A 14,354-nucleotide genomic window follows, 5' to 3' on the forward strand; every position below is an offset into this window, starting at 1 on the left:
GTTCAGCCGATTTCCACGCGAGTCCGAATGATGGCGGCGACCCCGCATCAGGGCAGGGTCGCGTCCGTCATCGTTTGGAGTGCTGCCGGCCTCGGTGCGCTGGCCGTGCTCGGCGCGGCTGCATTGTGGTTCCATTACGGCACCACGGTGTTTTTCGAAATGATCGCTGCCGGCATCTCGGCCTGCTTCTGACCGGGCAACAAGGAATTCCTGACATGGACCGGACCATTCGCCCGCTGGTGATTATCGCTGCCTTCGCCGCGAGCCTCGCGGTCGGGCTGGCAATCATGCTGTGGGCAATGGGCGGCTTGCGAACCGTCACGGCGCCGGCCGCGATCGGCGGGCCGTTTCAATTGACCGATCAGGCCGGCCAGACCGTCACCGAGCAGAATTTGAAGGGCAAGCCGACGCTGATCTTCTTCGGCTTCACCCATTGCCCCGATGTCTGCCCGACCGCGCTGTTCGAGATTTCCGAAGTGTTAAAGGCGATGGGCCGTGATGCCGATCGCGTCAACGCCTGGTTCGTCTCTGTCGATCCCGAGCGCGACACGACGGCCGCGATGAAGGACTATCTCTCCAGCTTCGACCCGCATTTGAAGGGGTTGACCGGCTCGCCGGACGCGGTGGCAAAAGTGCTCTCGGCCTACCGGGTCTATGCCCGGAAAGTCCCACTCAAGGACGGCGATTACACCATGGATCACACCGCGCTGATCTATCTGATGGATCGCGACGGCAATTTCGTAGCGCCCTTCAACCTGAAACGGACGCCGGAGGAAGCCGCCAAGGATCTGAAGCGCTATCTCTGAGCGGCAAGCTAGCCAACGGGCGAAAACGGCCTCGCATCGCGGGCCGGATGGTCTATAAGGCCGTGAAATTCCGCAAAGCCATTGCCGAAGATGCCATATCTTAACGTCCAGTTAACCAATGCAAGGCTGCATCGAACCATCAGCGCGTGGCTGGTCGGGCTGTCGATCGCGTGCGCGTTGACGGCTGTCGGCGGTAATGCGGCGCAGGCGCAAACCCAACCCCGCACCGCGGTCGAGGCGGCACCGCAGGCGGTGCCCGGCTTCTGGGACCCGCGGCGGCGCCCGGACCGGCCGGACATGTCGCGCCTCACGGTGATCCGATTCCTGACCGAGACCGATTATCCGCCGTTCAACTTTACCGGCCCCGACGGCAATCCCGCCGGCTTCAACGTCGATCTGGCGCGCGCGCTGTGCGACGAGATCAAGATTTCCTGCACCATCCAGATGCGCCGGTTCGAGACGCTGGTCGATGCGATCACCAGCAATCGCGGCGACGCCATTATCGCTTCCATGGCGGTGACGTCGGCCTTGCGCGCAAGACTCGATTTCACCGATCCCTATTACCGCGCGCCGGCGCGCTTCGTGTCACGGCGCGATGCTGTCATGCCGGAAGTCCGCCCGGAATATCTCGAAGGCAAGAAGGTCGGCGTCATCGCCGGCACCTCGCATGAGGCCTATCTGAAGGCGATGTTCACCGACGCCGAGATCAAATCCTACCCGAACGACGACGCACTGCGGCTGGCCCTGCGGCGTAGCGAGGTCGACTTCATCTTCGGCGATGCGATCTCGCTGGCGTTCTGGATTAACGGCACCGATTCCGCCGAATGCTGCGCCTTTTCCGGCGGGCCCTTCGTTGAGAGCCGCTATTTCGGCGAAGGCATCGGCATCGCCGTCCGCAAGGGCAACGATTTGCTCCGGACGTCGCTGAACTGGGCGCTGTTCCGGATCTGGGAAAAAGGCCGCTTCACCGATCTGTGGCTGCGGTATTTTTCGATCAGTCCGTTTTGACGCAGCTTCGTAGGTTCGTAGGGTGGGCAAAGCGAAGCGTGCCCACCATTCGAGACGAAGATCGGGGAGAGATGGTGGGCACGGCGCAAGGACGCCTTTGCCCACCCTACGGCTGACGTCGTCATTTTGCATTTTGCCGCGGAAGCGCTAGTTTCCGCGGCTTCCACAGAGAGCCCTTTTAAATGTCCGTCATCGATCTTGCCGCTAGCCCGAGCGATTTGCGCGCGCTCGCCGAACAATCCAACGCCTGGCCGTTCGAGCAGGCCAAGGCCATTGTCGCGCGGCTGAAGAAGAACCCGAAGGACGAGGTACTGTTCGAGACCGGCTACGGTCCCTCGGGCCTGCCGCATATCGGCACCTTCGGCGAGGTCGCGCGCACCACCATGGTGCGCCACGCCTTTCGCGTGCTGACCGAGGACAAGATCAAGACCCGGCTGCTCGCGTTCTCCGACGACATGGACGGCCTGCGCAAGGTGCCGGAGAATGTGCCGAACAAGGAGATGCTGGCGTCACATCTCGGCAAGCCGTTGTCGCGGATACCAGATCCGTTCTCCAACGAGCACCCGTCGTTCGGCGCGCACAACAATGCGCGGCTACGCGCGTTCCTCGATACCTTCGGCTTCGACTACGAATTCGCCTCTTCGACCGACTACTACACCTCGGGCAGGTTCGACGCCGCGCTGCTGCGCATGCTGGAACGGCTCGACGCCGTCATGAAGATCATGCTGCCCAGCTTGCGCGAGGAACGCGCGGCGACCTATTCGCCATTCCTCCCGATCTGCCCGCGCACCGGCATGGTGCTGTATGTCCCGATCATCGAGCACGATGTGAAGGCCGGCACCGTCTCCTACGACGATCCCGAGACCAAGGAGCGCGTCACGGTGCCCGTCACCGGCGGGCATTGCAAGCTGCAATGGAAGCCGGACTGGGCGATGCGCTGGTTTGCGCTTGGCGTCGACTACGAAATGGCCGGCAAGGACCTGATCGACTCCGTGAAGTTGTCGGGCAAGATCTGCTCGGCGCTCGGCGGCACGCCGCCGGAAGGTTTCAACTACGAGCTGTTCCTCGACGAAAAGGGCCAGAAGATTTCCAAGTCGAAGGGCAACGGGCTCACCATCGACGAATGGCTGCGCTATGCCTCGCCGGAATCGCTGTCGCTGTTCATGTATCGCGAGCCGAAGGCGGCGAAGCGGCTCTATTTCGACGTGATCCCGCGCAATGTCGACGACTATCAGCAGTTCCTCGACGGCTTCACGCGGCAGGATGCCAAGCAGCAGCTCGCCAATCCGGTCTGGCACATCCATTCCGGCAAGCCGCCGAAGGCGGATATGCCCGTCACCTTCCAGCTCCTGCTGACCTTGGTGTCGTCGTCGAATGCGGAGAACGCCGAAACGCTGTGGGGTTTTATTGGCCGCTATCGTCCGGGCGTCACGCCGCAAACGCATCCAAAGCTCGACGCGATGGTTGGCTACGCCATCAACTACTATCGCGACTTCGTGGCGCCGACCAAGAAGTTCCGCGAGCCGACCGACAGCGAACGCGCCGCGCTGCAGGATCTGCGTGACGCGCTGTCGCAATTGCCGGCGGGATCGAGCGCCGAGGACATTCAGAACGTGGTCTACGAGATCGGCCGCCGCGAGCCGTTCCTCGATCCTGTCAAGAAGGGCAAGGACGGCCGGCCCGGCGTCTCCCTCGACTGGTTCAACATGCTCTATCAGGTGCTGCTCGGTCAGGAGAAGGGCCCGCGCTTCGGCTCGTTCGTCGCGGTGTACGGCATCGCGAACGCAATCGCGATGATCGACGGCGCGCTCGCAAGGAGTGCATAGCTGTCTCCGTCGTCCCTGCGGACGCACTAGGGTTTCTACGCATTTTCGAGGGCTCTGCCAGCGACGATGATTTGGAAGCGAGCCATTCCGTTGTGGAAGGTGATTGGTCCGGGTGGCCGATGCGAGGCGTAGCCGGTCCATCCGCCGAGCTTGGCGATGATCCATGCCGCCCACTGAAGAGTGTAGGGGTGATGCGGGTTCTTCTGAAGCTCGGTCCTGCCTTTCATGGTTCTGTTGATGGCGGCAAGTGTTTCGATTTCTTCTGGCGTGAAGGCGCATTTGACCGGCAATTGTCCACCACCATTGCGGGCCTGAACGAGCTGAATGACGATACATGCTGCTTTAGTGGCGATCGCCACGAGCTTGATCAGGGCTTCGGCGCTTTCGAGCTGACTGTCCTCGATACGCAGACCCTGGTTCTTCAGCGAGCGAAACAACTGTTCGATGATCCAGCGCTGCTTGTACCAGGAGACGATCCGCCAGGCATCGGCCGCATTGGCGATCGAATGAGTGGTCAAGAGCAGCCAATGAACGGGCTCAGCCCCCTTCGGGGGGTGCAACTCGACGACTTCCACGAAGCTGACTTCGACACGCTCCGGCAGGTCCTTCACGCCGGGGCGCGCCGGCCGCTTGAGCACGATGGTTCCGAAGCGCAGCGAGAGGTGGGCTTGGCGACCGCGACGATCCATCCGCTGCGGCAGATCGATCACCGCCTTGTTGCAGAAGCGGGCTCGCTCCACCGCTTGATAAAGTGTTCTGCCGTCGGCCAGCGCATGATCATGCATGGCCCGCGTCAGCAGGTGGACGTTGTCGCCGGGCGTCAACGCCCAGTGCGCAAAGAACTCCCCCTCACGGTCATTGATGACAGTGATCATGCGCGCTGCAGCCAAAACCTCGCAGCCCTGCTCGGCCGTCGTCACCCAGCGCGCCGATTCCTTGTTGGCCAACTCACGCTCGTCGTGAGGGGTCTTAACCGTGCCCCTGCGCGTCCACACCTTGCCGCCGGTGAGGCCGAGGCAGGCCCCGCTGTCGGCATCGACCGCCATCATGGCATGCAGCAACACGCCGCGGGCATTGCCTTTGCCGACTTTGCCCAGTCTACGCCGACGTCCCTGCCGCGTTTGAAACTTGACCTCGCTGGTGTCCTGGATCGCCAGCACATGACGCCCGCTGACCACGGTCGCCGTCTGCCTGCTCCAGCCTTCAATCAGTTGATCGGTCGTGACTTGCGGATTGTTCACGAACCGCCAGTACGCCATGTACGCGGCCCAGTCACCCTGCGCCATCTGGCGCAAGCAGACGCTGCGCGTGCAAAGCATAGCCTGAACAAACGCCGCCCCCTTTTATCGAGGCGAACGTCGCCAAACTCGCCAAGTGATAAATCCGGCTCTCGCTGCATCTCCGACGCTCCTTCGAATCAAAGCGTCAGAAACAGAATCATACAAACCGCAAAGCGGGATAACATCATGACGCACCGAGTCAATCTGTCGCGCCAGACGTGTAGAAACCCTAGTGCGGACGCAGGGACCCATAACCACCGGCCGGTGTTATTAGCTTCGCTGTGGCCCGGCTTGATGCAAAGTAACGAACGTCTGTGGTTATAGGTCCCGGCTCAAGGCCGGGACGACGCCGGAGGGCTTGGCTGCGGCTCGGACCTACAAACCGGGATGGCAGATCCGCCGCAATTTCAGCCACGGCCCGCGCCGGATTGCGCTACACTCAAGCGCATAACAGCCGTCAAAGCCCCCGCCCGAGGAGCAGGCAACACAACGGATCAGGGAGAAAGCTCATGCAGTTCAGGGTTTCGCCGAAGTCGCTCAGCGAGTACAGCGCCGAGGAATGGCAGGCGCGGGTCGATCTCGCGGCCGCGCACCGGTTGGCCTACATCCAGGGCTTTTCCGAAGGCATCTTCAACCATCTGACCTTCGTAGTGCCGGGCAAGAGCGACCGCTACTACCAGATCCCGTTTGGCACGCATTGGTCCGAGGTGACGGCCTCCTGCTTCATGGAAGTCGGCATCGACGACGGCGAGGTTAAAAGCGGTGAGGGCGAGGTGGAGCGGTCCTGCTATTGCATCCATGCGCCGATCCACAAGGCGCTGCCGCAGGCGAAAGCCGTGTTTCATACCCATATGCCGCATGCCAGCGCGCTAACGCGGTTGGAAGACCCCCGCATCAAGGAGATCGGCCAGACCGAGGTCGGACTGTCGGGCGCCATTGCCTATGACGACGAGTACACCGGCCCGGCGCTCGACCCAGCCGAAGGCGCGCGGCTGGCAAAAGTGATCGGCGACAAGACCGTGCTGTTCATGGCCAACCACGGCATCTCCACCGTCGGCGCTACGATCGCGGACGCCTATGACATGCTCTATTATGTAGAGCGTGCGGCGCAGGTGCAGATCTACGCGATGTGGACCGGGCAGAGGCTGAAGCAGTTGCCGGCGCCCGTGGTGGAGAAAACCAGGCGCGATTACAAGGACGAGCATCTCTACAAGGGCCCGACTCCGGCGCAGCGGCATTTCGATGCGCTGAAGCGAATGCTGGATCGCAAGGAACCCGACTACGCGACGTAAGTTACGCGCCCCGGTCTCTCGGTCGTCCCTGCGAAAGCAGGGACCGATACGCCGCGGCCCATGCAATGGGCACGCGGGGAGATGCGCTCGTTCACTACCGGCATTTGTGGTTATGGGTCCCTGCGTTCGCAGGGACGACACCGCCCTACTGGCTCGCCCATACGATCCGGGCGATCCAGGCGACGTCGTCGGCCTCAAGCGTGCGATCGGCATGCGCTGGATTGAGCGACTGCAGTTCCAGGGTCTTGGTGGTCCGGCGCTTCAATTCCTTGACCATCACTTCGCCGTCTGACGTCTTGAGCACCACGCGGTCGCCGCGCCGGATCGGCGTGCCCGGCGACACCACGATGATGTCGCCGTCGCGATAAGTCGGCTTCATCGCGTCGCCCGAGATTTCCAGCGCGTAGGCATGCTCGTCCGTGGTCGACGGCAGCGCCACCTCGTCCCAGCCCTTGCCGGCGGGAAAGCCGGAATCGTCGAAATGGCCGCCGCCGGCTTGCGCCAGGGCGAGCAGCGGCACCGACTGCTGGCTGCGCGCGCCGTCGCCGATCAATTGCACGAAGGTCTCGATCGACGAATTGGTCGCGGCCAGCGCCTTGGAAACTGATTCCGTTGACGGCCAGCGTTCGCGGCCGTCGGCGGCGAGGCGCTTGGATTTGTTGAACGTGGTGGGATCGAGGCCGGCTCGCTTGGCAAGACCCGAGGGTGACATGCCGGCACGTTCCGCCAGCCGGTCGAGCGCGGTCCATATCTGGCTATGGGTCAGAACGCGTTGCGCCTTGGCCTGTCTGGCCATCGAAAATCCCTGAAGCGATCTAGGAATTATTGCCTGATTTGGCCGGTTTGCGCAATTCTTCCAGCCGAAGTCTGTGACCGCAGCGCTTGAGTTAGGCGCGGGCCGCCTTTACGGTCGGCCGCCAGCCCGGCCTTTTCCGGGAAAATCCCAAAAGACTCAACGACAAGCAGGAAGTCCGGAAAGCCGTGCCCACGATCTATAAAATCACTCCCGCCTCGGCTTGGCGCGAGGCCGAACGGCAGGGCGTCTACCGGGGAAGTAGCGACGATCTGCGCGACGGCTTCATTCATTTTTCGACCGCGTCCCAGGTCGCCGAGACCGCGCGCAAGCATTATTTCGGCCAGACCGGGCTGTTCCTGGTCGCGGTCGACGCCGATGCGCTGGGGGATGCGCTGCGCTGGGAGCGTTCGCGCAATGACGAACTGTTTCCGCATCTCTACGGCGAACTCGATCTCGGCGCGGTGACCGGCATTCTCGACATGCGCGCGCGGTCCGATGGCACGCACGACATTCCGGAGCTACTCCCGTGATCCGCGCCTTCGACGCCTTCTCGCTGCCGCTGTTGCGCTGGTTCGATCCGGAGGACGCGCATCGCATGGCGATCAAGGGCCTGCGGCTACTGCCGTCGGTCAAGCCGCGCGCCGACGACCACAAACTGGCGGTACGCGCCTTCGGCCTGAATTTTCCCAATCCGATCGGCATGGCCGCGGGCTTCGACAAGAGCGCGGAAGTGCCCGACGCGCTGTTGCGGCTCGGTTTTGGCTTTGTCGAGATCGGCACGGTGACCCCGAAGCCGCAGGGCGGCAATCCGCGGCCGCGGCTGTTTCGGCTCGAGCGGGATGAAGCCGTGATCAACCGCATGGGCTTCAACAATGACGGCGCCGAAGCCGCATTGCGCCGGCTGGCGGCGCGCGCTCACCATGGCGGCATTATCGGCGTCAATGTCGGGGCGAACAAGGATTCGTCCGACCGTGTGGCCGATTATGTCAAGCTGATCGAGATCTTTGCACCGGTCGCGAGCTATTTCACCGTCAACGTCTCCTCGCCGAACACGCCGGGCCTGCGCAATTTGCAGCAAGCGGCAGCGCTCGACGAACTGCTCGCCAAGGTGATCGATGCACGCGAACGGGTGCGGAAGAATGCCGGCGATTCGCCGGTGCTGCTGAAGATCGCGCCCGATCTCAGCCTCGCCGAACTCGACGACGTCGTGCACATCGCGCGCTCGCGCGGGGTCGACGGCATGATCGTCGCCAACACCACGTTGGCTCGCCCTTCGATCCTGCGCGAACAGGCCCGCGCCAAAGAGCAGGGTGGATTGTCGGGGCGGCCGCTGTTTCGATTATCGACCCGCATGGTGGCGGAGACCTATGTCCGGACCGAGGGCGCGTTTCCGTTGATCGGCGTCGGTGGCATCGATTCCGGCGGCGCCGCGCTGACCAAAATCCGCGCCGGCGCCAGCCTGATCCAGATCTATTCGTCGCTGGTTTACAAGGGACTTGGTCTCGTCGACGACATCAAAAACGATCTCGCCTCGACCTTGTTGCGCACGGGGCGTGAATCGCTATCCGAAATCGTCGGTGCGGATGCCGCGACGATTACGGCAGAGGACTGGCCGGTGAGGTGATCTCGTGCCCCGGACGCAGCGCAGCGCGTAGCGATGCGCTGCCGAGCCGGGGCCCAAGCGTGCTGCGAAAAAGAGTGGGTCCCGGCTCTGCGGAGCGGCGTGAAGAACGCCGCACCGCGTCCGGGACACGAGACAGTCTAAGCGAACGACTTCCTCAACAATGCCGGATACCGCAGCGCTTCTAACCCACCGCGCGCGGCGTAGTGAACCAGTAGCGCGCCCCAGAGTCCGGCATTGCCAAACGACCGCAGCGCAAACCACGCGGCGAGAAAGATCACCAGCGAAGCCACCATCAGATTGCGCATGTCGCGCGCCCATGTGGCGCCGATGTAGATGCCGTCAAAGGCAAAGGCGAACACGCCGAGCAACGGCGCAAAAATCACGAACGGCAAATAGTCGCGCGCGATGCGCCGCACCTCCGCGCTTGCCGTCATGATGTCGACAAACGCAGGCCCGAACAGCAGGAAACAGGCGGCGACCGCGAGCGCGAAGCCAAAGCCCCACATCACGACGAGCTTGACGGCGCCTGCGAAGGCCGCCTTGTTGCGGGCGCCATAGGCCCGACCGCAGAGCTGCTCGGCGGCGTTGGCGAGGCCATCGAGGAAAAAGGCACCGAACAGCAGAAAATTGTTCAGCACGGCATTGGCAGCGAGCGTCAGGTCGCCGGCACGCGCGCCCTGTGCGGTGAAGAACAAAAACGCCGCGATCAGCGACGCGGTGCGGATCATGATGTCACGGTTGACCGAAAGCATCCGCATCAGCTTGGCCGGATCGAACAGCATCGCGCGGGAAACGCCGAGTTGCCCTTTCGAAAGCCGGCTTGCGATCTGCAATCCGAGCATCAGGCCTGCGGCTTCCGCGATCAGCGCGGCGATTGCAGCGCCGGCAATTCCGAAGTCGAGCGCCAGCACCAGCACGACGGTCGCCGCCACGTTGATGAGATTGATCGTGATTTGCGTGCCGAGCGCCAGCTTGGCCCGGGCCTGCCCGACCAGCCATCCCAGCACCACATAATTGCCGAGCGCCAGCGGCGCCGACCAGATCCGGATGATGAAATAGGTTTTTGCCGCGCGCGTGACGCCCTCACTGCCACCCATCGTATTGAGCAGAACGGTGGCGAGCGGGATCTGCAGAGCGATCAGCGTCGCGCCGACCAGTGCCGCGACGATCAGCCCGCGGGCCAGGATGGCGCGCAGTTCCGACGTCTCGCCGGCGCCGAGCGATTGTGCTGTAAAGGCGACCGTGCTCATGCGCAGGAATCCGAACAGCCAGAACATGCAGTCGAACAGCACTGAGGCTAGGGCCACGCCGCCGAGCAGCGTGGCGTCGCCGAGCCGCCCGATGGCCGTGGTCGAGACGATGCCGATCAGCGGCGTGGTCAGGTTTGCGACCATCGCGGGACCCGCGATGGCAAACACCTGTGCCGTCGTGACTTTCGATGGAGCTAGAGGCGAATGCATGCCTAGAGCTCGATCACCATGCCGTCATGGGCGGCAGTATAGGGCAGTTCGCCCAGCCGCCCGAGCATGTCGTCGCTCATATGCGTCAGCACCAGCCGCTTCGGGTTGATCTCGGGCAAATGCGCTGCGAGCGTTTTCAGGCTGAGATGGTTCTTGACGATCCTGTCAAAGTAATATGCCTCGGCAACGAACAGGTCGGCGTCGCGCCCCGCCGGGATCAGCGTCTCCGTCCACTCGGTGTCGGCGCTATAGGCAATGACGCGGCCTTCCGCCTCGACGCGATAAGCCAGGAACGGCCCGCCGGATTCGCCATGGACGACGGGATAGGGCGTGACCTTGATCTCACCGAATGTGCGGCTTTGCTCCGGCTGAAGCGCGACGACCGAGAGATCAAAACGCTGTTTTGTCTTGGAGGAGTGCTCGAACAGCGCTTCCATCAGACTGGCGAGTTTCGTCTCGATCCCTTGCGGGCCGGCAATGACGAGCGGGCGCGAACGTCGTGTGAACTGCGCATCCAGCAGCAGGAACGGCAGGCCGCCAAAATGGTCGCCGTGGAAATGCGTGATCAGGATCAGATCGATCTCGTTGCGCGCAATGCCGAGCCGCTTCAGCGCCGGCAGCGATGACGCGCCGCAATCGATCAGGAAATTGACACTGCTACCCGTGACGTGGAAGCAGGTATTGTACCTGCCACCGGAGCCGAGCGCATCGCCGCAGCCGACAAATCGCAATTGCATCGGCTGCCACCGCCCAACGAGTAACTATCGCCCGCGTGGGGCGCCGAACAGCCGCGACAGCAGCCAGATCGGGACCACGATCACAGCGCCGAGCAGGAAGTAGCGCCACAGCCAGTTGACGGCGTCGAAGCCGAGATCCCACAGCCGCTGGAACAGCATGCGGATGCTGTGCAGGATATTCCAGGGATCGAAGCCGATGGCAGCGAGCACCACGCCGACCAGGATCGACAACAGAATCAGCCGGAACGCCACCGACAGCGGCGAGCCGCCGAGAAAGCGATACAGGCCGTCATTGCTGGCCGGCAGGTCTCTGACGTCGTTGGGCATCGGTTTCTCCTCGCGGGTCGTGCGCATTATAGGCACGGCGGGGCACATGGGGAACCCGCAGATATCAGTCAATGGCCGCCATGCGCCTTCGGAATGTTAATTTGCCGTCACGCCCTTCAACATCCGTTCCAGCGTTTCCAGCCGGTCGGCCTCGCGCGGCGGCTTGTCCCAGCGCAGCCGGCTGATGCGCGGAAACCGCATCGCGACGCCGGATTTGTGCCGCGGCGAGCGCGCCAACCCCTCGAACGCCACTTCCAGCACCAGCCCCTCATCCGGCTCATGCACGACATGGCGGACCGGGCCGAACTTTTCGGTCGTGTTGCGGCGGACGAAACGGTCGATCTGCAGCAGTTCTTCATCGGTGAACCCGAAATAGGCCTTGCCGACCGGCACCAGTTGCTCGCCGTTCTCGCCATTGGTCCAGACGCCGAAGGTGTAATCCGAATAATAGGACGAGCGCTTGCCGTGGCCGCGCTGCGCGTACATCAAGACGGCGTCGATGATGTGCGGATCGCGCTTCCACTTCCACCACTGGCCCCTGGGGCGGCCCGGCAGATAGGGCGCGTCGCGGCGCTTGAGCATCACGCCTTCGACGGCATCGGCATCCTCGCCGGCGCCGGCACTGGCGGGATCGGCACGCGCGGCTATCAGCGCCTGCCAGCTATCGAAGGCGATCGTCGGCGACAGATCGATGCGGGGGTCGTCCAGCTTCCGAACGAACACTTCGAGATGCGCCCGGCGCTCGACAAACGGTAATTCGCGCAGGTCGTTCTCGTCGTCGCCGAGCAGGTCGTATGCGCGCAGGTGGATCGGAAAGTCCTTGGTCAATTTCGGCGAGACGACTTTTCGATTGAGCCGCTGCTGCAATACGTTGAAGGTCTGCACGCGGCCATCGCGCAGCACCAGCAGTTCGCCGTCGATCGCGCCGGGCAGGTGCAGCGAGTGCAGGAGGTCGGGGAAGCTTTTTGTAATATCCTCGCCGGTGCGCGAGTAGAGCCGCGCCTGCATGTGCCCGCGCTCGTCGCGACCGCTTACTGCCTGCACGCGAATGCCGTCCCATTTCCATTCCGCGATGAAATCGGCCGGATCGAGACTGGCGAAGTCCGTGTCCTCGATCGCATGCGCCAGCATCACCGGGCGGAACGGCGCCGGATCGCGGTTGACCGGCTTTTCGCCGCGGCCTTCCAGCCAGGCGAACAACTCGAGATAGGGCGGGGCGAGGCCCGGCCAGATCAGTTCGATCTCGTGCGGATCCTTGTCGCCAAGCGCCGCCGCTGCGGTTTTGGCGAGCCGCGCCGAAATCCCGATCCGCATCGCGCCGGTGACCAGCTTTAGCAGCGCCCACCGACCGGTCTCGTCGAGTTCGTCGAGCCAGCGCGCGAGCTGGCTTGGCAGTTCGGTCTTGCCGAGCGTGCGAAGCGTGGTGACGACTTCGGAGAGTGTGGGGGGAGGTGGGTTGTTGTGGCGGCTGTTCGGGTTGTTGTGGAGGTTGTGGAGGCGTGGGTCATTGCCGACACCACCCGTGGGGTACCCCTCTCCCTGACCCTCCCCCGCAAGGGGGGAGGGAACGGTGAGAGTTGTTGATGTGGCTTTAGATATTGTCTGCGGTGAAAGCCCAGCACTGAACTGCGCTCCCTCCCCCCTTGCGGGGGAGGGTGGGGGAGAGGGGTGGCCCAGCAAAGACTCGCGGTAATTTTCTCCGTCCTTCGGCCACATCAGCGCAACCGTTTCCGAGAGATCGCCGACATAATCGTAAGACAGTCCGAACAACACCGGATCGGTACGATCCATGATCAGGTCACGAACAAGCCCCGGCTTGGCGTGCTTGAACGACAGCGCGCCGGTCAGCGCGGCCAGCGCGTAGCCGCGGTCGGGATCGGGAGTGTCGCGGAAATAGGCCGTGATCAGCCGCAGCTTGTTGTTGCGGCCGGGCTCATAGGCGAGCCGATCCAGCAGTTCGGCAAAGCGGTTCATGTCTCGGCCTCGTCGGCCGCCACCACCTCGTGTTCTTCCTCATCACCGTAGCCGACCAGATCGAGCGGCCGCGCGGCAAGCCCGCGCGCCTTGCACCAATGCACCAGCGCGTCTTCCTGGCCGTGCGTGACCCAGACCTCGCCGGCGCCGGTCGCCGCGATGGTGGCGGTCAAGCCGTCCCAATCGGCGTGGTCGGAAATCACTAGCGGCAGTTCGACGCCGCGCTGGCGGGCGCGCGCCCGCACCCGCATCCAGCCCGAGGCAAACGCCGTGACCGGATCGGGGAATCGCCGCGTCCAAATGTCAGAGGTAGCCGTCGGCGGCGCCAGCGTGATGGTGCCGGCGAGATCGGCCTTCTTCATGCCCTTCACCAGCCGCAGCTCGCCGAGCGCGACGCCGCGGCTCTCATAGTAGCGCGTGATCCCCTCCATCGCGCCATGCAGGTAGACCGGCGCGTCATAGCCCTGCTCGCGCAACAGCGCGATCACGCGCTGCGCCTTGCCGAGCGAATAGGCGCCGACCAGATGCGCGCGCTCCGGAAACAGCGCGACGGAGGCGAGCAGCTTTTTCACTTCATCCGCCGCATCGCCATGGCGGAACACCGGCAGGCCGAAGGTGGCCTCGGTGATGAAGACGTCGCAGGGCACGACCTCGAATGGCGTACAGGTCGGATCGATCGCGTCCTTGTAGTCGCCGGACGCAACGATGCAGAGGTCCTTGCAGGAAACGGCGATCTGGGCCGAGCCCAGTACGTGGCCAGCCGGGTGAAACTTGATCTTGACGTCGCCGAGGCGGATCTCTTCGCCATAGCGAATTGCCTGCATGCTGCCCGCAAAATTGTCGCCATAGCGCAGCCGCATCATGTCGAGCGTTTCCTGCGTGGCGAGCACGGCGCCATGGCCGGGCCGGGCATGGTCGGAATGGCCATGGGTAATCACGGCGCGCTCGACCGGGCGAACGGGATCGATATGGAAGCCGCCCGGCTTGCAGCACAAGCCGGCGGCAACTGGCAACAGGATGTCGTGCGGACGCATCCGGGTTATATAGGGCGTCTCCCCGCAATGTTCAGCCGTGTGATGTTTAGCAATCATGCGCGGGCTTGACCCGCGCATCCATCTCTTGAAGAGTCTACTTTTTATGATGGATTACCGGGTCCCGGCTCCGCCAAGGCTTCGCCGGGCCAAGAATGCGCTCGGCCGGCGTAGCTTCAGCGAAGCCGGCAAG

The 14,354-nt window shown here is 63.4% G+C and carries 14 protein-coding genes; 7 read left to right on the forward strand and 7 right to left on the reverse strand.

Annotation, left to right across the window (positions count from 1 at the left end):
* Positions 1-27: 27 nt before the first annotated feature.
* The 4 genes from V1277_RS17665 (at position 28) to V1277_RS17680 (ending at position 3,640) form a co-directional block, all read left to right on the forward strand.
* Positions 28-192, forward strand: coding sequence for a hypothetical protein (locus tag V1277_RS17665; RefSeq protein ID WP_334417425.1), 165 nt, complete (start codon positions 28-30; stop codon positions 190-192).
* A gap of 23 nt (positions 193-215) precedes the next feature.
* The gene (locus V1277_RS17670; RefSeq protein ID WP_334417426.1) at positions 216-806 is read left to right on the forward strand and encodes an SCO family protein; all 591 of its coding nucleotides are present in this window, start codon (positions 216-218) and stop codon (positions 804-806) included.
* A gap of 90 nt (positions 807-896) precedes the next feature.
* Entirely contained in the window at positions 897-1,814 is a 918-nt protein-coding gene (locus tag V1277_RS17675) for a transporter substrate-binding domain-containing protein (protein ID WP_334376947.1), read from the forward strand.
* 182 nt (positions 1,815-1,996) lie between these two features.
* Positions 1,997-3,640, forward strand: a complete 1,644-nt coding sequence (locus tag V1277_RS17680) for a lysine--tRNA ligase (protein ID WP_334417427.1) — start codon at positions 1,997-1,999, stop codon at positions 3,638-3,640.
* Positions 3,641-3,675: 35 nt separating this feature from the next.
* Here V1277_RS17680 and V1277_RS17685 read toward each other — a convergent pair whose 3' ends face one another.
* A complete protein-coding gene (locus tag V1277_RS17685; RefSeq protein WP_334414870.1) occupies positions 3,676-4,959 on the reverse strand; it encodes an IS4 family transposase in 1,284 nt (427 codons plus the stop codon).
* Between the two features lie 470 nt (positions 4,960-5,429).
* Between V1277_RS17685 and V1277_RS17690 the strand changes: the two genes are divergently transcribed.
* Entirely contained in the window at positions 5,430-6,212 is a 783-nt protein-coding gene (locus V1277_RS17690) for a class II aldolase/adducin family protein (RefSeq protein ID WP_334417428.1), read from the forward strand.
* Between the two features lie 145 nt (positions 6,213-6,357).
* Here the strand turns inward: V1277_RS17690 and V1277_RS17695 are convergent, their stop codons facing one another.
* Positions 6,358-7,008, reverse strand: a complete 651-nt coding sequence (locus V1277_RS17695) for a helix-turn-helix transcriptional regulator (protein ID WP_334370839.1) — start codon at positions 7,006-7,008, stop codon at positions 6,358-6,360.
* A 185-nt stretch (positions 7,009-7,193) separates the two neighbouring features.
* Between V1277_RS17695 and V1277_RS17700 the strand changes: the two genes are divergently transcribed.
* Positions 7,194-7,538, forward strand: coding sequence for a DUF952 domain-containing protein (locus V1277_RS17700; protein WP_028347984.1), 345 nt, complete (start codon positions 7,194-7,196; stop codon positions 7,536-7,538).
* Positions 7,535-8,632, forward strand: a complete 1,098-nt coding sequence (locus V1277_RS17705; RefSeq protein WP_334417429.1) for a quinone-dependent dihydroorotate dehydrogenase — start codon at positions 7,535-7,537, stop codon at positions 8,630-8,632. Before V1277_RS17700 ends, V1277_RS17705 begins: the two co-directional genes overlap by 4 nt.
* Before the next feature lie 137 nt (positions 8,633-8,769).
* Here the strand turns inward: V1277_RS17705 and V1277_RS17710 are convergent, their stop codons facing one another.
* The 5 genes from V1277_RS17710 to V1277_RS17730 form a co-directional block, all read right to left on the reverse strand.
* A complete protein-coding gene (locus V1277_RS17710) occupies positions 8,770-10,092 on the reverse strand; it encodes an MATE family efflux transporter (protein ID WP_334417430.1) in 1,323 nt (440 codons plus the stop codon).
* A 2-nt stretch (positions 10,093-10,094) separates the two neighbouring features.
* Positions 10,095-10,829 (reverse strand): MBL fold metallo-hydrolase, encoded by a 735-nt coding sequence (locus V1277_RS17715; protein WP_334417431.1) that lies wholly within the window; start codon positions 10,827-10,829, stop codon positions 10,095-10,097.
* Between the two features lie 24 nt (positions 10,830-10,853).
* Positions 10,854-11,156 carry a DUF6460 domain-containing protein gene (locus V1277_RS17720; protein WP_334370832.1) on the reverse strand — a complete coding sequence of 101 codons (303 nt, stop codon included), beginning with the start codon at positions 11,154-11,156 and terminating at the stop codon, positions 10,854-10,856.
* A 96-nt stretch (positions 11,157-11,252) separates the two neighbouring features.
* On the reverse strand, positions 11,253-13,130 hold the full coding sequence (locus V1277_RS17725; protein ID WP_334417432.1) for a cisplatin damage response ATP-dependent DNA ligase: 1,878 nt from the start codon (positions 13,128-13,130) through the stop codon (positions 11,253-11,255).
* Positions 13,127-14,164: a ligase-associated DNA damage response exonuclease gene (locus tag V1277_RS17730; RefSeq protein ID WP_334417433.1), complete on the reverse strand. Its 1,038-nt coding sequence runs from the start codon at positions 14,162-14,164 to the stop codon at positions 13,127-13,129. The genes V1277_RS17725 and V1277_RS17730 overlap by 4 nt, the downstream gene beginning before the upstream one ends.
* Between the last annotated feature and the right edge of the window lie 190 nt (positions 14,165-14,354).

This window comes from Bradyrhizobium sp. AZCC 1588, from assembly GCF_036924735.1.
Lineage (GTDB): Bacteria > Pseudomonadota > Alphaproteobacteria > Rhizobiales > Xanthobacteraceae > Bradyrhizobium.